The 20,932-nt window shown below is 39.6% G+C and carries 11 protein-coding genes; all 11 read right to left on the bottom strand.

Annotation, left to right across the window (positions count from 1 at the left end):
- Positions 1-113 precede the first annotated feature (113 nt).
- Positions 114-2,279: an alpha-L-rhamnosidase-related protein gene (locus ACUN24_RS17065; RefSeq protein ID WP_445563589.1), complete on the bottom strand. Its 2,166-nt coding sequence runs from the start codon at positions 2,277-2,279 to the stop codon at positions 114-116.
- An 86-nt stretch (positions 2,280-2,365) separates the two neighbouring features.
- Positions 2,366-3,955 carry an SLC5 family protein gene (locus ACUN24_RS17060; RefSeq protein WP_445563588.1) on the bottom strand — a complete coding sequence of 530 codons (1,590 nt, stop codon included), beginning with the start codon at positions 3,953-3,955 and terminating at the stop codon, positions 2,366-2,368.
- Between the two features lie 159 nt (positions 3,956-4,114).
- On the bottom strand, positions 4,115-5,200 hold the full coding sequence (locus ACUN24_RS17055) for a Gfo/Idh/MocA family protein (RefSeq protein WP_445563587.1): 1,086 nt from the start codon (positions 5,198-5,200) through the stop codon (positions 4,115-4,117).
- Between the two features lie 67 nt (positions 5,201-5,267).
- Entirely contained in the window at positions 5,268-7,967 is a 2,700-nt protein-coding gene (locus ACUN24_RS17050; RefSeq protein ID WP_445563586.1) for a right-handed parallel beta-helix repeat-containing protein, read from the bottom strand.
- A gap of 22 nt (positions 7,968-7,989) precedes the next feature.
- On the bottom strand, positions 7,990-8,886 hold the full coding sequence (locus ACUN24_RS17045; protein ID WP_445563585.1) for a sugar phosphate isomerase/epimerase family protein: 897 nt from the start codon (positions 8,884-8,886) through the stop codon (positions 7,990-7,992).
- 6 nt (positions 8,887-8,892) lie between these two features.
- Positions 8,893-10,185: an acetylxylan esterase gene (locus ACUN24_RS17040; RefSeq protein ID WP_445563584.1), complete on the bottom strand. Its 1,293-nt coding sequence runs from the start codon at positions 10,183-10,185 to the stop codon at positions 8,893-8,895.
- A gap of 382 nt (positions 10,186-10,567) precedes the next feature.
- On the bottom strand, positions 10,568-11,707 hold the full coding sequence (locus ACUN24_RS17035) for a sialidase family protein (RefSeq protein ID WP_445563583.1): 1,140 nt from the start codon (positions 11,705-11,707) through the stop codon (positions 10,568-10,570).
- Between the two features lie 48 nt (positions 11,708-11,755).
- Positions 11,756-14,494, bottom strand: coding sequence for a family 78 glycoside hydrolase catalytic domain (locus tag ACUN24_RS17030; protein ID WP_445563582.1), 2,739 nt, complete (start codon positions 14,492-14,494; stop codon positions 11,756-11,758).
- A gap of 183 nt (positions 14,495-14,677) precedes the next feature.
- Positions 14,678-17,452: a glycoside hydrolase family 2 TIM barrel-domain containing protein gene (locus tag ACUN24_RS17025; protein WP_445563581.1), complete on the bottom strand. Its 2,775-nt coding sequence runs from the start codon at positions 17,450-17,452 to the stop codon at positions 14,678-14,680.
- On the bottom strand, positions 17,452-18,984 hold the full coding sequence (locus ACUN24_RS17020; RefSeq protein ID WP_445563580.1) for a sialate O-acetylesterase: 1,533 nt from the start codon (positions 18,982-18,984) through the stop codon (positions 17,452-17,454). The genes ACUN24_RS17025 and ACUN24_RS17020 overlap by 1 nt, the downstream gene beginning before the upstream one ends.
- Positions 18,981-20,813, bottom strand: coding sequence for a six-hairpin glycosidase (locus ACUN24_RS17015; RefSeq protein WP_445563579.1), 1,833 nt, complete (start codon positions 20,811-20,813; stop codon positions 18,981-18,983). The genes ACUN24_RS17020 and ACUN24_RS17015 overlap by 4 nt, the downstream gene beginning before the upstream one ends.
- Between the last annotated feature and the right edge of the window lie 119 nt (positions 20,814-20,932).

Genomic DNA, 20,932 nt, shown 5'->3' with positions numbered 1-20,932 from the left:
ATTAAATAAAAACAGATGCTTAATCGGTACTGAACCCTTACAATCCCTAACGCGAAGCTATTGTATAAGATTTTCGTTTCAAACCTGATAGTTTTATATATCGGATGACGAAACTAACCAGAATACTTCACGCTATAATCTTTACCTTTTTCTATCGTAATTTCATATAAACCTTTCGAAACCTCTTTCACTTCCGCATCTTTTACAACGGGTTTATTTTTACTTTTTATCTTTAATTTACCTATTCCTGTTGTCGAAGAAACCTTGATTTCTTTTTTACTACAATACACCGAAATATCACCATTTGCTGTTGGTACTTTTCCTTCCATCCACGCTAATCCACCTAAATTAGGTTCGATGGTGTAGCTTTCGTAGCCTGGGCTTGTGGGTTGTACGCCTAAATAGTATTTTCCCAACAAATAAATCGGACTTGCGCCCCAGGCGTGGCAAAGGCTTTTTCCGAAAGGCCTGCCGTACATGGCTAAGTGCTCTGTACCTTTTTTATCCGGGTTATATTCTTCCCAAAAAGACGTCGCACCCAGTTTTAACATGCCACCCCAATAGTTTTTCATTTCTTTAAGTACATAAGGTTGTTCGCCCATAGCGCATAAGGCTTCCAACTCATAAAAACGCATATAAGGTGTGGTAATTTTAGCGATCTGATTGTTTAAAAGCACATTCTTTTTAACAGCTAGTTTTTGTTCAGGCGTAAAATAATCGAAGAAAATCCCGAACATGTTGGCATAGCGGGTTACATTATCCGTTTGTTTATCGTCAATACGACTGTGAACCAAAGCGCTTTTGTTCTGGTTCCAGTAAAGTTCGAAAATCTTGCTTTTTAGTTCTTTTGCCTGTTTATCATATTTCGCAACTCCTTCGGTATCGTTAGCCAATTTGGCACATAAAGCCATGGTTTCTAAACTTCGGGCATATAAAAGTTGCTCAAAACTCACTTCACCATCTTTACTCAGCTTATCCGCCCAATCAATAAAAATCCAGTCTCCAGGCATCCATTCCAATAAGCCATTTTTATTCTTTCTTCCATCGATGTAAGTCATTAGCGACTGCATTCGTGGATAGATATCCTGTACAAACTTTTTGTCGCCCGTAAATTTGTAATAATCATAAATCCCTAAAAACCAATAGAAAGAATAATCCATAATGGTATTGATGTGTGCCGTTACGGGGTCTTTTCCACGCTGAGCCAATAGCGTTCGTTTTACAGTTGGTGCATCAAAAAACGAATAATAGTTCATCAAATAACTTTGGTAGGCATCACCGCTCCACACCCAACGGTCGCGTTTTATCCCATCAATAAAAAACTCGCGGGTATTTAAGTGAAAAGTATATTTAGCTACATCGTAGATTTTGTTGAGTTCCGTGTCTGAGGATTTAAAACTCCCACGCTCCGTTACAGGAGCATACTCGTACAACATGGAAACTGAATCGGCTGATACCGAACCTTCAGATTGATAATTTACATATCTGAAGGCTTTTGAAAGTGGCATAATCGAATCTTTTTTCTGAGAGAGGTCAATGTCGAGATAATCTAAGGTTTCACACTTATCGGTTGATAAAGCTTCTTCTTTCGATTCTCCGTAATAAATGCTCAGTCTTCCTTTTCCTTTCAAACCATGTACTTTAATAAATCCGAAAGTTTCCTTTCCGAAATCAGAAACAGCGCCCGAATTTACTTTTTCCGTTTTAACTGCCGATTGTGCGACAACAGGCAATTTAAACTGTGATGGCAATTTAGCTGGATCAGTTAAATTCCATGAGCCAGCTGAAAAAAAGGTAGTTCCCGATTTATCAGAGGTTTTTCCACTGGCATCAATCCATTCTTTGTCTTCGAAAGTAGTCAGCCAGGATTCATCAGAAACCACAGTTTTCCCCTGAATAAAAATTGCAGGTACATTAGCCTGATTATAAACTTTTAAACTCAGTTTATGCTTCCCTGCGGGGACCTGAATGCTTTTAGGGAAACCGGCAATCGCCTGACCATCAATTTTCACATTGTATGTGCCCTCTACAAACAACTTCACTTCTTCTGGCTGTACAAGGTTAAATTCTTTATGAAAATCAACCAACACATAATGGCTATCCATTTTCCAGAATACAGGAAAGAACGAACCTCTTTCTGTTCTGCGGTTCTGCATTACATTGCTCATGTAGATATCGAAATCGCCCGGATACCAAATCCACGATGCCTTTTGCGCGAAAAGTTGTGATGCTGTACAGATAAAAATGGCAATGAGGATAAGTTTTTTTAAATTTTTCATATCATTGATTTTTTAGCCACAGATTAACACTGATAAGCACAGGTTTTTATATCTGTGTGCATCCTTTTCATCTGTGGTTCATTATTTTAATGCCCGTTAAAAAATATATAAAGTGCAACCATTACAATTGCAAGCGCTATCCACGAAATCCAAACTGTTCTTGCTGGCTTTTCTATATTGGCCTGGTGTTCTTCATTAACCGTGTAAATACTTGGCGATCTATCCAGTAAAGAAATTAAAATGGCAATGATCAGTAATCCGGCAAAAATGAAAAATGATAACATCAGGTAATGCGGCCAGAAAGTGTATTGATCTGATGGCAAAATCCAGAGATAAGTTACACCAACACCTAAGCTTAAAATTGAGCCGATTGAAAGTGTAAAGTTCACCGCTTTCCTGGTGGTCCTTTTCCAGAAAACGGTGAGTAAAAACACAACAGAAAGTGGTGGTGCAATAAAGCCCAAAACTGATTGAAAAACGTCGAATAGATTTAGCCCTTTAATATTATCGATAGCCAAAACCACAATTACGGCAAATATACATCCTGCTACAACTGCCCATCGGCCAATACGGATAATCTGTTTGTTACTGGCGTTTGGGTTGATTTTTTTGACATAAATATCCATCGTAAAAACGGTACTTAAGGAATTTAAAGAAGATCCAATTGTACCTACTAAAACAGCAATTAATACCACAATAACTAAACCGTTCATGCCTGGAGGAAAGAGATTGGTAACCATGGTCATATACGCTTCGTTCGGATCTTTTAAACCCGGAAAAAGCACATAACAAAGGATTCCTGTTCCAATAAATAAGGGTAGCGAAAGGATTTTTAACCAGCCAATAAAACTCACTCCCAACTGCCCTTGTTTTAAGTTCTTAGCACCCAAAACGGATTGAACCATCGACTGATCGGTACAGAAAAATGCCACAGCTGCAACAGGATAACCCAATAATATGGCATACCAGGGGTATTTTGGATCGCTGGCGGGTTGTATCAGATTCCAAAAGTGAGGTGGCGTTTTTGCATACAATGCAGAAAGTCCACCAACTTTATTTAAGCCTAAAAGCATTAACGAAAGCGAAACTGCAATGAGTAAAATCATCTGAAAAACATTCACTTTAGCGATCGCTTTTAATCCGCCAAAAAAGGTGAATAAACCCGCAAAAGCGACCAATACCGTAACGGATTGCCACATGGGAATGCCCAGGATCTGACGGACCAAAAAGCCACCTGCAAATAAGCCCAACGATAACCAGGAAATTAAAATCTTCACTAATGCATACCAGGCCAGGATGTTTTGGGTCGAATCGCCATAACGGTTACCCATAAACCCGGGCATGGTACTTACTTTAGCAGCAAGGTATTTTGGCGCAAACACGATAGCGAGTAAGAATAAAAATATAAAGGCATACCAATCGAAGTTGACCGCTACAATACCGGTGCTATAACCAATACTTGCAAAAGCCAGCAACATCGATGGACCTACATTAGTACCCCACATATTAAAACCGATGCTACTCCAGTTTAAAGATTTATTGGCCAGAAATAGGGTTTCATCATCATTTTTCTTTTTGGAGAAACTAGCACGGTACCCGATAATCATGAGGATAACGAGGTATGCGATGACAATGATGTAATCTAAATTGGTTAAACGTTCTACAATGTTTCCCATTAGGTTTATTTTGGTTAGTTTTATTTATTGCCACGGAAACACGGAATTCACGGAGCCCAGACGACCATTTTTATAGTTACGTCATGCTGAATTCATTTCAGCATCTATTTTACCAGATAGATTGCTTTGTCGTTCCCCCTCGCAATGACGATTTTTCTTTTACAATCCTATCGATTCTCTTGTAATCTGATTTGCTTTTAAAATTTCATCAACTTTTACAGGTAAACCGGTTTCTAAAGATTGATCCATTGCTTGTAATAGTGCCACCGTACCAATCCCTTCTTTTAAATCGGGGTAAGCGGTAAAGTTGTTATTAATACTGTCTGCAAAATAATCCAGGTAGTTCTGGTATTCTCCCGCATGGTGACTTTGTCCTTCGAAACGGAAATAATGTTTCAAGGTCGAATCGCCCCAGGTGATCATCTTTTCTTCCCCGGTTTTTGTGGTAACCGAATAACGCAGTTCATGGTAATCGGCCTGGCTTGCCCCTTCTGTTCCGCGAAGGATACAGCTCATACCGCTATCGCGACTAGCAGGCTGCGTAGGGCCAGTATAAGCACCACTAACCCTTGCAATCCGGCCGTCTTTTGCCTTGAAGATAAAGTGCATGGTATCCTGGTTTTTCAGTCCGGCTTTTAAACCATTGCTGCTCAACATGCCATAACCCATTACTTCCTCGATATCAGGCATATACCACCTGATAAAATCTACCGGGTGACTTAAGCCACCGTATAGCCATTTAAATGATTGCTTTAACGACCAACCTTTTTCTAAAAACCAACGGTGATCAGCATGATAATGACTTTCTATTGTGATTAGTTCTCCGATTAAACCCTCGTCAAAATCTTTCTTCTGGCGCATTGCAGGCTCAAAAAAACGTGAACTTTGTCCTACAAAAATCTTTTTTCTCGATTTTTTGGCCAGCTCCAACAGCTCGTTGGCTTGAGATAAATCATCGATAAATGGTTTGGTACAAACCACGTGCTTTCCGTGTTCAAGTGCCAATTTAATGTGCTCAAAATGCAGATGATCCGGCGTATAAATCGCAATCATATCGATTTTATCACTGGTTAACATATCTTCATAATTGGTTGTCCAGTTTTGAAAATCGAATTCCAAAGCACGCGCTACGCAAAGCTTTTTGTTGGCATCGCAAATCTGGATGAGCTTAAATTTTCTACTTGATAATGATGCAGAAATTGTGCTTCTGCCTTCTCCTAAACCTAAAATCCCTAATCTTAACATGATATTATTTTTATAAGCGTTATTGTTTTCCTCCCCCTGCCCCCTCCAAAGGGGGACAATAAGTCCTCTATTCTATCGGTTTAAAGAAGACCCAAACCTCATCGGGTTTTGTGCCTTCAATTCCTTCCTGGTATTTTTTCATGATGGCATTCCATTCTTCCACTTTTGGATTGTTCTCGACGGTTTTTGGATTCAGGTCATCTAATTTTTTCCCTTTCGGGATACTGATGACCAGCATCAATTGCCGGTCATTTTTAAAAATTGCCAATCGTTGAAATTCTGCATTACAAAACCCTTTTGATATTTCCGGCCATTTTTCAAACTGTGTTTTATGGTAATCCAAATATTCTTTTTGCATCTTTTCGTCCTTGACTAAATTGGCAGATAAAATGATGTTATCCCATTCTGCTACTGGTTTATCGCCACAATTTTTTTCTCTATTGAAATCGTAAAACAGATTGTCGTACAACTTGATTTCTGTTGCATTTAAGCGTTTTAAAGTTTGTTGCAAACTCTCCACCTTTAAACTTGAAGTATAAATAACCAATCGATTGTTCCATTTATAAATTGAACCTGGCAGGAGGTTATTTTCTTTTGCAAAAGTTTTTAAAGCGTTGTTACCCGGCAGATTGTCCGGTTTAAAAACCAATTCGAATACAACAGATTGATTTACGGCCTGATTGATACTTATTTGTGAAGAATTGGCCTTTTCTTTTAATAAATATTGAAAAGGTTTTTCTAAACCAGCATTTTGTTTGATATGATCGGCAACTTTTGGTCCGTTATTTTCCCATACATTACCCGGTCCGTTGGCGTTTTGAAGATACTTTTCAGCTGGTGTCCAATTGTCTTTGATGGTGAAGTATGAAGAACCTTCATCGGTATAAAGATAAAACCAATGATCTGGCAGATGCGCGTATCGCGCTTTGTAAATACTATCGACTACATTTTCGGTAATAAACGATCCGGGTTGAGCGGATAAGGTATAAATTCCGGCAACATCGTACATGTGTTTTCCATAATGATGGATTTTATTGCCACGAATGGTGTTATTCGCCATTGCATTTTTTGTTTGCGTCCATCCCCAGCCCATGCTGATGCCTGAGTAAGAAACATCGCTGATTTCGTTATGCAGAATTTTAATGCCGTGAACATAACCCGCGCCAATACCCACTGCGCCCCAATCTTCGTTCGTAACATCGGTAATCAGGTTATTTTCGATGGTATTATTAGCTGAAATTTCTCTTTTATCTGACGGATTATAAGGGAGATGGACTTCAACAGCTTCATCAGAAAAAGTCCCGATTAAAATGGCCGAGCCACCAATATCTTTGAATAGATTTCCTTTGATCTCATTGTCTGTAGTTCCTTTTTTGTAATCTAAACCTGTAGAAGCAAGATGTATGAAATGGCAGGATTGAAATGAGGTGTTGTTTGCATAACTAACCTCCACGGCAGCAGCCGGGCGGCCAACCCATGCCTGATTCTCTAAAGTGGGTTTGTCTGGTGTTCCGGCTTTATCTAATTTGTAAGCATCGAGCATATACATACCTGCCTGATGTGGCACATGACCTTGTTTTGATGGCCTCAACCAGGTAGCATGCTCGAAAGAAATGCCTTTAAAACTTACAAAAGAAATGGGTTGATCAATCGTTCCTTCTATTTTAACAAGGTTCTCTAATGCAGGAGCAATAACCTCAGCACTCAGCATGTCTTCAGATGCTTTTGGCCAATAATAAAGTTTATGGTTTTGCAGATCTTCAAACCATTCTCCAGGTTGATTTAAAAACCGGATCGAATTGCTGAGATAAAAAGCTGAATTTCCTGTTTTGTCTGAAATCCATGGTGCCGGCCAGGGATGTTCAGATTGAATCCTGCTTTCTGGCTGCATAAAAGAAAGTTCTGCGGCATCACCTGCAATCGTAACAGACTTTACACGAAGGTTAGCAATAGCCCACCATTGATGGACCAGCATTTCCATTCCTTTGATGTTGGCCAAATTGATGCCTTTCTGCAGTGGAATTTTACAGGTTTGTTTTTCCCTATCCCACGATAAAATCCGACCCATTTCATCTCCATTGTAATTTTTTGCTCGAATAGCTTTATTTCCATTTACCCAAAGTTGTCGGAACTGCAAATCGCTCCCATCAAAATTTGGAATCGCTGTAACCCATACTTTGCCTAATGCTTCTTTTGGTAAGCCATTAACTGCGCCGTTAAGCTTTTTCCAGCCTTTAATTTTTACACCGCCACTTAAAACAACCTTTCCATTTGCAAGGATCTCTGTCGGACTATCTTTTGTGCCTGAATCTTCCGGTCTAAATACTATGGGTTCATGCAATTGATAAAAACCTTTTCCGATTATAATTCGAATCCCACCTTTAATCGACTCATCGTTTAAACGTCTTAATTCGCGTGCTTTACGTATGGCTGAATGAAGCGTTGCCAGAGGTTTTTCTTTTGTGCCTGAATTGATGTCCGATCCATTTATTGATACGTAAATATCTGTTGCACTTGCTTTAAAATACAATAACGAAAAAAGTATCAAAAGGCTAAAAAACGGCTTGAATGGTTTGGTTCGTGGAGACACGAACCAAGGCATCATTACATCCATGATTAATGGAGAATTAAATTTTAGCTTAGGCAGTAGGTTGGTCTGTGAGGACACAGACCAAGGAGCAGGAGTTAGGCTTTTTTTATCATTTCCACCGCCACGGTACGTGTCTCCACGTACCGACTGGTTATAAAAACTATAAATTTTTCTCAAAAAGCATTTCATTATATTTATACTATTTCGGTTGAAAAATTGATTTCAGGTAGCTGGTATTGGCGGTGAAATTATATTTTACGTTTGTAGGTTGTTTGGCATCACGGCTTCGTTCTACCACCAACCAACCTTTCCAGCCCATATCATCAAGTGTCTCTTTTACTTTATGGAGATTAATTTTCGGATCGTTTTGTAACCAAAGCCCATCTTCATTGGTCGCATGAATTTGAATAATGTTTTTCTTTCCTAAAATCCTGAGTTCATCGTGTAAATCTCTTCCATTCTTTATGGCATTAGAGAAATTGAAATAACTTTTAACATGTTTGCAATCAATATCTTTTAACAGTTGTAACTCGCCTTTTGCATCTAAAGCACTTTCAATTCCAATAGTAACTCCGGCTTTGGCGGCCATTTTTCCAGCAACTTTTAACCGCTCTACAATAGGTTCGCGGAGTTCTGGGTTTTTAACTAGATCTCCTTGAATACCCAACGGAAGAAAGACCACTTTAATTTCCATTGCTTTAGCGGTATCTAAACAATCCTGAATCATTTTCTGATAAGTTGGTCGTTTGGCAAATGATTGCGCATAAAAACCAGTCATCGCTAAGGAACAGATTTCGAGATTTAATTCTTTTGCCTTATCCAGGTACTCCTGTCTGATTTGTGGGTCGGCTAGCTTATTGTCGAAGGTTTCCCGATCGCCTAAGCCACCCATGTCAATTTCCAGTCCATCAGCACCGATTTCTTTTGCGAGCGGCAAAGCACTGATTTTCTGACGCTTCAAGATCATTAGATCAATGACGGCAACTTTAAAACGATTCTTTTTCTCTGCTGCAAAAAGCAATTGACCGGGAATGATTAAACCACCTGTTAACAAGGCTATGCTACCAATAAAAGATCTTCTATTTTGATGTTGCATATCCAATTATTTGCTCGTACTTAATGGAAATAATTTCTCCAGGTTTTCGAAGCCCATTATCGCATTTTTAGGGAGTTTTTCGCCCTTATCACCAAAAACATATAAGGCATTTTCCTTTTCGATGGTTACTTTACTTTCATCGTATTTGCCGGTTTTATCTTTAACGGCAACAGCATTTAACTTGAAGTTTTTGATTAGAAAATCGTATAATGCAATACGCTTATTGATCCCAAAATCGTGCTTATCATCAGGAAGATGAACATTTTCGACTTTATTTTTAGCACCATAATAACTGTACATTTTTTGCAGGTAAGGGAAATCGTGTTCAGGTGTATGTGCTGTCCAATCGCTACCATCTGACACCAATAATTGCGGGCGTGGAGCAGCCATAGCCGCTAACTCTACGTTATCGGTCCCGCCACCACATTGATGGATAGGCATCCCGCTTTCGCATGGACAACCGCCATAAAAGTAGGATGACATCGCCACTACTGGAGCACTTAATTTAATGCGGTCGTCCATAGCGGTCATTAAAATAGAATGACTTCCGGCACCCGACCCACCGCTGATTCCGATCCGGTTGATATCTGTTTCTTTTAGCGAGCTGAAATAATCCAAAATCCTGATGCCGCCTAAAGCTTGGATGGTTTGTGACAGGCTTCTGCGGTGATCTTCATATTTAAACTGCAACATCGATTCGCCCCAGGCAAACAGATCGTAACTAAAGGCCATTGCCCCCATCCTGGCAATCATGGCACAGCGGATCTGGCAATCAGGCCTGTAACGTTGTTTTTCCCAGTGTCCGTCCGGACTAAGTACAACAGGAATTTTTCCTTTAAAGTTTAATGGTTTGTACAGTGAACCGTTAATCCATACGCCGGGTAAAATTTCTAATGCCATGTTCTCTACCGAATAGCCATCGAAAATTCTTTTTGCCGTTACAATGGGTTTTGAATTTGGTTTTGCAGGTAACGGCAATAGCAGTAAGGCTTTGTACAGTTCTGGCTTAATTTCTGCTTTACGTTTTTCCCAACTTGCCTCATCATGATATTTTGTAGCCAATTGGTCTAAATATGCCCAACCATCCTGCACTTCCCAACGGTAATATTCATATTCCTTTAATTTGTAAACGCCGGGCTTTTCTTTGTTTACCTTCATATCTAGAGGCGTAAGCACATTCGTAAGTGTTTCGTCTACGTCAGCCCTGAAACGCCAATTGGCATAGTTTACCCATTTATCTTTTACCTGTGGTTCGGAGTATTTGATTTGTACATTAAAACGCGTTTGAATATCGTTCAAAACATCAATAAGTGGTTTTTTATAAAGATTATCGGTGTTTTGGATTTGGGCGGAAAGGTTGTTGAATGCGCATAATAAGAGGAACCCAATTAAGAAATTAAGTTTTTTTGTTGATTTTACTTTCTTAATAGCGGCAATATTCACTGAAGAAACTATACAAGAACGATCGTCACCCTGAACTTGTTTCAGGGTCTTAATAGCAAGGCCGCCAAGCGTGAAAGATGCTGAAATAAATTCAGCATGACGAACGCAAAATTTACTGCAAATAAATTGTTTGTCAGCCGAAGCAATCTCTCTTGACAGGTTAGATTGCCACGTCGTGCCTCCTCGCAATGACGATCGCCAAAATCTCGAAATGACGTTTCTAGTTACATTTATCATCCTAACTCTCCTCATTTTTAGTTTCATTAATCACTGGCGCAGTATAACCTTTTAGTTTTGGCCAGATACCATTTTTAATTTTCTTCAGTTTTAACTTTGATGGATCTACCACTACATGTTTAATTTTTTCTCTTCTCCAGGTGTAAATGAAGTGCAACATACCATCAGCAGTTTGAATCACTGCGGGATAAGAATATTGGCTGATCGGTGAATCTTCCAATATCAATGCGGCAGACCATTCTTTGCCGTCTTTGGAAACAGAGACATTTAATGGTGTTCTTGAACCTTTAGCCAGATCGCCTGGAGGTAAAACATGGTTGTACACCAATACCTGGCGACCATCTTTCATGGTTACGGCATCTGTACCGGAATTGTTATTTGGCAAGGTGGTTTTGGTTAATGCCGACCAGGTTTCGCCATTATCGTTAGACCATGCTTCTACAATTGCACGGTTGGCGGTTCTGGCTAAAATCTGCAACTTTCCGTTTCCATACTGCAAAATACTGGGTTGAATGGCTTTAATACCGTTTTCAGGAAGCGGGCCAACTGTTCTCCAGGTTTTACCGTTGTCTTTTGTTACTTCAAAATGGATTTTCCAGCCGTCACCCTCTTTGCTTGATGGCGCAAATAAATTTCCGTTGCTCAATAAAACGGGTTTGTTTTTTACAGGGCCGATATATCCATCAGGTAATTTAGTGGCTTCAGACCAGGTTTTACCGCCATCTTTCGAAGTTCTCATCATTCCCCACCACTCAGATGGTTTTGGGCCAATTTTGTAAAATAACAATAAATCTCCACCAGGAACCTGGTATAAAACCGGATTCCACGTTGGTAATCTTTTACCATCAGGCTGAATACCATTGGCAACCGAAAACGGTGCTAACCATTTACCATCTACAAAGCGGCTGATGTAGATTTCTACATCGGGATTTCGTTCCTTTGTGCCGCCAAAAAATGAAGCGACTAAACCTGTTGGTGTTTCTGCTATTGTAGCTGAGTGGCACGAGGGAAATGGTGCTTTATCGTATAAAAACTCTTGTTTTACGATTCCTTTTTGCCATTTCTCTACCTGCGCATTGGCACTCGTCAAGACTGCAAAAATAAAGGCCAGTGTAATGTGTATTTTTCTTTTTAACATCATGTTTATTTATTAAAAAAAGGTCGTCAGCAATGACGACTTATTTCATTTTTATTTCCGCTCTGTCACAAAAGCATAATTGCCAGAACCAAGCTCATAAACGGCCCTGTTATTCTCCATTCTTATAAATTTTAAATCTCTTATGGATTTCAATTTTTCTGAAATCTCATTTTTATTATTTGCAGGAATATACACCATTGCAGTTGTATTTGCGGGTATGGTTACATTCCACTTAAATTGATCGGCTGTTTTGGTATAACTACTTTTTATCAAGCCATAAACCGAATTGTAACCAGCATTAACTGAATTTAAGCCATTGATCATCTCTGGCTTCATGATGATCTTTTTAAAAGCTGCACTTTCTGATTTTATTCCAGCCAGATTTTCATAGTACCAGATCAGTAGATCGCCAAGCATCATCACGTGGTTCTGCGAATTCATTTTCGGATCGGCAGTATTTCCATTCCAGAGTTCCCAAATGGTAGTTGCGCCGTTATCGACCATGTAACCCCAACTTGGATAAGTTTTTTGGGTGGCCACGGTATAGGCCAAATCCGGACGGCAATAATCGTTTAAACAGCGCATTAACCATTGAATACCCACCAAACCATTGCTCAAATGACCCTTGTTTGTCACTTCAACCGTATAAGTGATGTTCTTAAAAACCTGATCTACTCTATGTTGCGGAACCATCCCGAAATAAAGCGGAATGATGTTATCAGTTAGTGCATTTGAGGCATAGTAGCCTTGATTATTATAATATTTCTGGTTGAAAGCTTCCTTGATTTTATTCCCCAGAAGCGCATATACTTTTACATCTTCATCGTTACCGCTTACCTTAGCGAATTGTATCATCAACTGAGTGAAATGATAATAATAAGCTGTAGAAATCAATTCAGAAGGATACTTTTTGTCCGCACTTTTACCACGGCCAGATTCGATGGTAATGGGTGGCATACACCAATCGCCGTAACTATCTTTTGTTAAAATGTAATCTTTCATGTAGCGGTCCTGCATGTAAGCCAACCACTTTTTCATGGCCGGATAGTTGTCCCGTACGGCAGATACATCACCAGTTTGTTTGTATAACATTTCGGTAACCAAAAGCATGGCTCCAGGCCAGGTCATGTTATCGCTGTAATAACGCCAAAACGCTGGTGCAACATCCGGAATAGCACCATCTTCCTTTTGCGAATTTCTGATGTCCTGTAACCATTTAGCATAGAAGCGTCCGTTATCAAAAAGAAAACTTTCACCATAAGCCACAGCGCCTCTGTCGCCTAACCAAGGCATGCGCTCGTTGCGTTGCGGACAATCAACCGGAATTCCCTTGTAACTTCCTGCAATTCCCCACCATGCATTTTTTACAATCTGATTGGTCAGCGCATCCGAAGTCTCAAAGGTTCCAACCGTTTTAATGTTATCGTAAATCATTTTGCCAACGAAATCGTTCACGGATGGTTGGTAGGTATAGCCTGAAAGTTCTACGTACCTAAACCCGCGGTAAGTAAACGTAGGTTCCCAGGTTTCTAATTCGCCACCTTTTAGGGTGTATAAATCGGTACATTTAGCATTGCGAAGATTAGCGGTAAAGAGTTCGCCATTTTCTTGTAATGATTCTGCAAAACGCATTTTGATCTGTTTGCCCTTTACGCCTTTTACATTGATTTGTAACCAACCCACCATGTTTTGCCCCATATCCAAAATATACCGGCCACCCGAAAGCTTGGTGATGGAAACAGGCTTAATGGTATTCATCACTTTCATGTTTTCATTCATTTGAGCCTCAATGGTTCCTGTCGGTTCCTGTACAAATTCTGCTTTCATCCACTTGCTATCATCAAATCCTACCCTGTTCCAGCCTGAAGCTTCTTTTGTAGCATCATATTCTTCTCCATCGTATTCGTTATTGGCTCTGATTGGCCCATCCGTTGTACCCTTCCAGCTGTCATCGGTATCAATATTTGCGGTTGTTCCATCGGTGTAAACGATATTGATATTAATCAGCATTTTCGGAAAACCAAATGTTTTAATTTTATAAGGCTTTTCATTTTGGCGCATCGCGAAGAAACGGCCATTTCCGAGTATTGCGCCAACTGCATTTTTACCATTATGAATGTAACTGGTTACATCGTATGTGTTGTACTTTACGTTTTTAGTGTAATCTGTGGGCGATGGAGACAATACATCTTCCCCAACTTTTTTGCCGTTGATGTAGAGTTCATACAAACCTAAACCTATGATGGATGCGGTGGCTGATTTTACGGTTTTCATACTCTGAAACTCCTTTCTGAAATACCTGGCTGATAAACGGGAATCAGTTTTAATGTTATCCCATTGGAAAGTCTGGTCGAAACCAATCCAGCCTTTTGGCCAATCCTTGTAATAAAGCAAACCCATGGAAAAAGAGTTGTTAGCTGACCAATCACTTTGACCAGCGGTTGTCCATACTTTAACCTTCCAATAGGCTTTCATCCGGCTTATTAGTGCCATACCATTATAGCTTACATGGATAGATTCTTGTTCGTTAACCTTTCCTGAGTCCCATAAATCGCCCACATTCGCCTTTAATTTTTCTGCTGATGATGCAACTAAAATTTGATAAGCGGTTTGTATTACATTACGCTCATTCGAAATGATGTGCCAGGCGAAGCGAGGTTTTACAACATCAATGCCCAACGGATTTTCGAGCATCTCGCAGGTGGTATGCTGCAACGAAACTTGCGCCATCACTTTTGTAAAGGATAGGAAGCAAATGCTGATGATCGCTATGTAGATTTTAATGTTCATTACGCTTCGCGGTTGATTACACCGATTATTGGATTACACTGACTCAGTTATTATTTATTTGTTCCCGCTGATTTTGAAGATTTACGCAGACCAATAATTTTCTCATCTACCTAAATCTGCGTTATCTGCGGGCTATTTTTTTTCTTTCCTTTGCGAAAAACTTAGCGTTCTTTGCGGTTAAACCTATCTACCTGAAAAATCAAAATATAAGGTCATATTCAATGCCCTTCCCGGATCTTTATCAAAATCATAATAAATATTCTTCATTCCCATTGGCCCTGTTGTTTCTGGTTTTTGAGTTTTCGTACCAATTGCTGAAATTGCGTTCATAAATGAAATATCACCATTCGGAAAAGTCGGACTCATGTTATCGTATTCTGTATCTTTCGATTTCTTAGGAGTAAATAACCGCAAAAAAACATCTTCCCGATCGGTTACAACTTTGAATGATTGTTGTTTGCCAATAAATTCGCACCAATATATATTCGAGTAATACCCCTTAAACTCGGGATATTGCCAGGGTGCTTCACCAGTTGCTGAATTATTATAATCTTTTTTCCAGATACCAAATTGGGTGCCTTTCATTCGGTTTTTCCAAACGCGGTATGGTCCATTTCCTTTGTATTCAACAGCCTTGATTTCTGTTTCAGGATAGGAAAAGTTAACGCCAACGAAAGTGGTAAAGTAATCCGAGGGAAAATATTTTACCTCCATTTTTAACCATCCTGACGGATAAATCGTCCATTGTAACGTATTCCAGCTTTCCTTTTTATCAAATTTGGATGAAATCACCAGGTTTCCATCTTCCATTTTTGTGCTGAAGTTTTTAAAATTATTTATACCCTCCTGTAAAACCGGTCCATTTGAAAACGGAATTACACCTTTGGCATTTTTTGCCTGTTGTAGCAAACCAGTTATTTTGTCGAAAGTCAGATCAATACCGTTAGCAGATACCAGATAAACTTTTGCATCCTCTTTAATATTTACCTTTGAGGAACCTGTTTTTATAACGATTTTCTCTGCATCATCCTTAGGCAATGCAATGGGAAAACTCCAGGTAAATAATTCCTTACCATCTGGTGCATTCGCAGTTAAGTATAACGCATCAAAGTTTCTCCAATCTGATGGAAGATTAACCTGTAATTTTCCTTTTTCGAAGGGTTTAATATTCGGTGCATCGGCTTTGCCAGATTTGAATGCTGCATCATCGCCAGCTTTTAGCTTTTTTAAATTCCACTCAAAAGTACATTGATTGAGATTGGTAAATGCATAACGGTTTTCTAATGTAAACGAACCGTCAAAGCCTGCTGTCATTTCTCTTTTTTCTACAAAAACGGGACTCCAAACTTCTTTAATGGTGAAAAAACTGCCTTCTTTTTCATGATAAGGCCCAACGATTCCATCAGGGCCATGATTTCCATCGGTATCTAATTCGCCATTTTTATCCGTACGCGCCACCGCCTGGTCGGCAAAATCCCATAGGAAACCACCCGCCGAAAGCGGATTGTTCCACATGGCATTCCAGTAGTCTTCAATGCCTGCGCCATGACCGCCGTCCCACATACCATGCAGAAACTCTGTAGGCATTAAAATGTTGTGGCCGTGATCGTAGTTGCCAATTCCATAATTAAACTCACGGTAATGTGTGGTTTCAAACCCATTAAAAACTTCCCATGGATGAATTAAAGGTCTTTTTTGAAGATCTTCTTCAGCAAAAAGGTGATCGAGTTCGCGATTGTGTCCACCTTCGTTTCCATTTGCCCAAAATATAATTGATGGATGATTTTCATCATTCAACATCATTTCTTTCATCAACTTCGTTCCCGTTGGCTTATCATAAGTGCCATGCCAGCCAGCCAGTTCATCCATTACAAATAAGCCAAGCGAATCGCACACATCTAAGAAATGTCCGTCTGGCGGATAATGCGACATCCGAACGGCATTCATGTTCATTTCTTTCATCAATAACACATCGGCAATGCTGATTTTTTTACTGGTTGTTCTACCGGATGACGGGTAAAATGAATGGCGGTTTACACCTTTGAATTTCATCTTCACTCCGTTTACATATACGCCATCACGTTCTTTTACTTCAATTGTTCTAAAACCAATCTTTTTTGAAACCCGGTGAACCGCTTTGCCATTTTTGATCAAGGTAAAGTTTGCGGTGTACAAATTCGGAAACTCTGAAGACCACAATGCCGGGTGGGAAAACTGATGATTGAGTTGTACGCTTTTATTTCCTTTTTTTATTGAAGTTGTAAACCGATTACCAAATTTCTTTCCATCTTTTCCTAAAAGCTCCACCTCAACTTTATCTGCATCACCAGTATAATTTAATTGCGCATTTAAACTGCCATCAGCTCTGGCATCGATCTGAATCCGATCGATATGATTTTGCGGCAGCGATTCGAGATAAACAGGTCTGAAAATACCGCCAAAAATCCAGAAATCTGCTTTACGTTCTGCATCGTTAACGGACTGATTGGCAGAATGCTTGGATACTTTTACTTCAAGTAAATTATCGTCGCCAAATTTAATCAGTTTGGAAATCTCATATTTAAAAACATAAAATGAACCCTGATGGATCTCTCCCGCCAACTGACCATTAATTTTGACTTCGGTATCGGTCATTGAGCCTTCAAAAACAATATTGATTTCCTTATTTTTCCAGGCAGTGGGAACCTTAAATTTGTACTTGTAAAGACCTTGTTCCCTACCTTTATTTTCCTCCTTGTTAAAGCCATAATTATATTTTCCGAAACCTTGTAATTCCCAGTTTGAGGGCACCGGAATGGTAGTCCATTTGCCTGAATTTGCACCAGCTGTACAGAAAAAATCCCAATTAACGGTATTGTCGTTTCCAGTTTCTGATAGGTATAATTTCTCTGTTTGTTGTGCTTTTAAGGAGCAAAACATGGTTATTAAACACCAGAAAAGTATAAATCTGCGTTTCATTAATTGGTTTTAAAAGTTTTAGTTAAGGGATTATCGGTACGGAAAGGTAAGGCAGGTAAACCATTGCTATAAAAGTTACCTGATGGGTTTTCCGTCCAGTTATAACGCACGGCCATTGGCCTTTCAACTTCTTTTGAAGAAACGATAAGCTTTCCATCTTTTACGATCGCATCAGCATTCACAAATTTCCCATCATTTCCTGCTATTGTAAAACCGGTAATCGAACTAGGTGAAGTTGCTTTCAAGTAATCGAAATCCAATAAAGCTTTTCCGTTTTTAAATGACACTGATTTATAAATAGGTCCCGAAAAATCATTTTTTTGATAGTAAGTTTTGGCTAAAGCCCAAAGCGCCAATCGTCTGCCCACCTCCCATTTGTATGTTGGGTGCAAATCTTCATTCAAGTCGGTTAAATCATTTGTAGATATCATTCCGGTATTTGACAACTGCAACAATTGTGTTTGGGCTTCCCAAAATTCAGGTTCTGTATTTTCATCAACAGGTACTTTACCTTTTGTTTTGGAATAATTAAAGGGCGCAATCTGAACATAATAAAATGGCAGATCGTTTTCTTTCCAGGCTTTCCTCCAGCTATTGATCAATACTTTCATTTTATAAGTGTAGCTGATTTTTTCGTTCAAAAAACAGTTGGTTTCGCCCTGATACCAAAGAAAGCCGCGGATTTTAAATTGAGTTAAAGGTTCGATCATGGTCGGATAAAATTTACCCGGATCGTTTCCTACTTTTTGGTTTTTGAAGTAATCTTCCTGTGCAAATGCATTTTCTGAAATCCATGGTTCAATTGCACTTCCTGGAATGGCCGAAGAGATCATCCCGACAGGAATGCCCAATTTCTTTTGAATTTCTTTTGCGAAGAAATAACCCACTGCCGAAAAAGCACGTAAAGCGGAATCTTGAGCTATACTCCAGCTTTTATGGATAGAATCAGGTTTGATCAAAGTTTTGCTGTTAACCAGAAAAATCCTGATCTGATTGTTCTTTGCTTTCGTAACCTCATCAGAAGGGAAACCCAACTTTTCATTTTTCGGCTTAGGAATTTTAGCCAGTTTGCGCATGGCGTACTCCATATTAGATTGACCTGAGCATACCCAAACTTCGCCTACCAGAATATTAGTAAGTTCAATCTTATTTGAGCCACTGATGGTCATGGTTTGAGGTTTTGAAGCTGTTTTTAATGGCGCAAAAACCACTAGCCAATTCCCGTTTTTATCGGCAATAGCTTCTTTTTTCTGGCCTGCAAACGTTACTTCTACTTTTTCGCCTGGGGAAGCAAAACCCCAGATATTGATGGGTTTTTCGCGCTGCAAAACCATATTACTCGATAAAATTTGAGGCAGGAAAATTTTTGCGTTGGCAGAGAAGGAGAATAAAGCAAGAATGGCTACGAGTAAGAAAGTTTGCCGCGTCGTACCTCCTCGCAATGACGAACTGTTACGAGGAATAACGAACGTTTTAGAACGTAACGAGGGAAAAACTAAAAACTTCAAACTGAAAACTGCGAACTGTGTCAAAATCCCTCCGTTTTTAAATACTTAATTGAATAAACAGCTTCCTTTTTCTCTGGTTCTCCGGCATTTTTCAAATCATAGGTTTGATCGGCAGGTGTATCTACATCAGGAAAACGGCGAACATCGCCGGTGCGGAAAACAATTCTGGAAACATCAGCAACAGGCTGAAAGGCTAAACTGGTTAAAACATCTTTCCCATTGACATTAATGGTGTAAAACCGCGTAAACGCATCTAACTTCAGTTTGATATCATAGCTTTTACCCGCCTCGTATTTCATGAAATTTTTATAACGCGCTCCGGATTTTGCACTTAGCGTTCCAGCGGTATCAAAAGTCAAACGAACGGTGGCGGTTCCTTTTGCATCCTGTAATTCAATTTCCAATAATCCAAAGTGGTTCTGTTTTGGTGTAACCGAGAAGGAGGTGATAATTTTCCTTGTTGCAGGAAACAATCTTTCGGCTTTGGCATAATCAAAAGGATCTTTGTCTCTTAACTCTAAAACGCCGTTTTCTACCTTTACCGGTGCCCAAAGCGGACTGTATATGTTCCACATTTCGAGCGCTTTATCTGATGGTAATTTACCGAAATCATCGTTAACATGTTGTGTTGCTTTATCGCTAACCGGTACAGGAACTGAAGAGACCCAGATATCTTCTTTGTTCATGCTGTAGGTTACCCATAAATTGCCATCTTTTGGTTTTCCATTACCCTCTTCAATGCCACGAACATATTGCGGACCATACGACTTGTAATTTCCACCATAACGCATCGGCGTGATTTCGCCATTTACCAACAATAAATTGGTATAATCCAATCCATTTTTACTGGTGGAAATGGCTAAAGGCCAACGATATTCAGATGGATTATAAACTGTTGCGTAATTGCCATTTGAAGTTTTTTGTCCCCATATTTTGGCATTGCTGTTCACAAAACCAGGTGCACGCGATGCGTTTTCTGGCCAGCTCTTTCCGTTATCATTGCTAATGGCTGTTAAGGCATTTTTCCATAAGCCCACCACTCTTCCATCGGGTAAATGATAGTAACTAAATGCTTTGTATTGTTTTTGCAAAGTGATTAATGGGTCTTTCCGATCGGCCTCTTCATTCCATTGTTGAGTCATTAATTTATTGGACAATAGCTCATTACAAGCATCAATAAAAGCTTTACTTTTGCTTTTAGTATACAATGGGTATTGGGTATTTTTCTCGGAGTAACCGGGGTTGTAGTGAATAAAATAAATGGGGCCATACTTTCCATCCGGCTGAATTTCCCTTACTGCCCTGCCAATTCCATGGCCATCGTTCGGATCGTCTTTCGCGTCAAAACTGATCGCGTAAAAACCCAAAACCAGCAATACATTTTTTCTGGAAACATAAAAGCCCATGCGTTGATGCATCACGGCATCTAAATCTTTTGCTACATCAGTTCTACCCTCCTTTGTTGTACCGTCCGGAATCCGGTAGACCGGAAATACCACTTCTGGTTTCGTCCAGGTGTAGCCATCTTTTGACGATTGCAATAAAGTTTGTCCTGGCGGGATGCTTTCGCCAACTTTATCGCTTAAATATTCAATGTAAAATTTATTGTTCCAGTAGGCCAGCATTGGTGCATGGTTATACGTCCACCCAAAATTTTCGGCCAGTTCAGGGTGTTCCCGGTTGGCACGGAAAGTCTGGATATTATGCACACCCATTGCAGGCGAAAGCTGACCGTGATGGTAATCTGCATTAACCAGGGTTTTACCTGTATAGCGCACCGTATCCTGCGCATGCGAGTATTGTATCGCAAATGCAAATGGTAAGCTTAAACAAAGTATTTTAAATATTTTCATTTTTATATTTTTTACCACGAAGGCACTAAGACACTAGATCTTATTCTTTTATGCGTCATTGCGAGTTTCCGATTCTTCATCGGAACTAAGCAATCTTTTTTGCTAAATAGATTGCTTCA

The organism is Pedobacter sp. WC2501, assembly GCF_052682415.1.
Note: the sequence above shows the minus strand (reverse complement) of the source record. Positions and strands in the feature narration are given on the sequence as shown.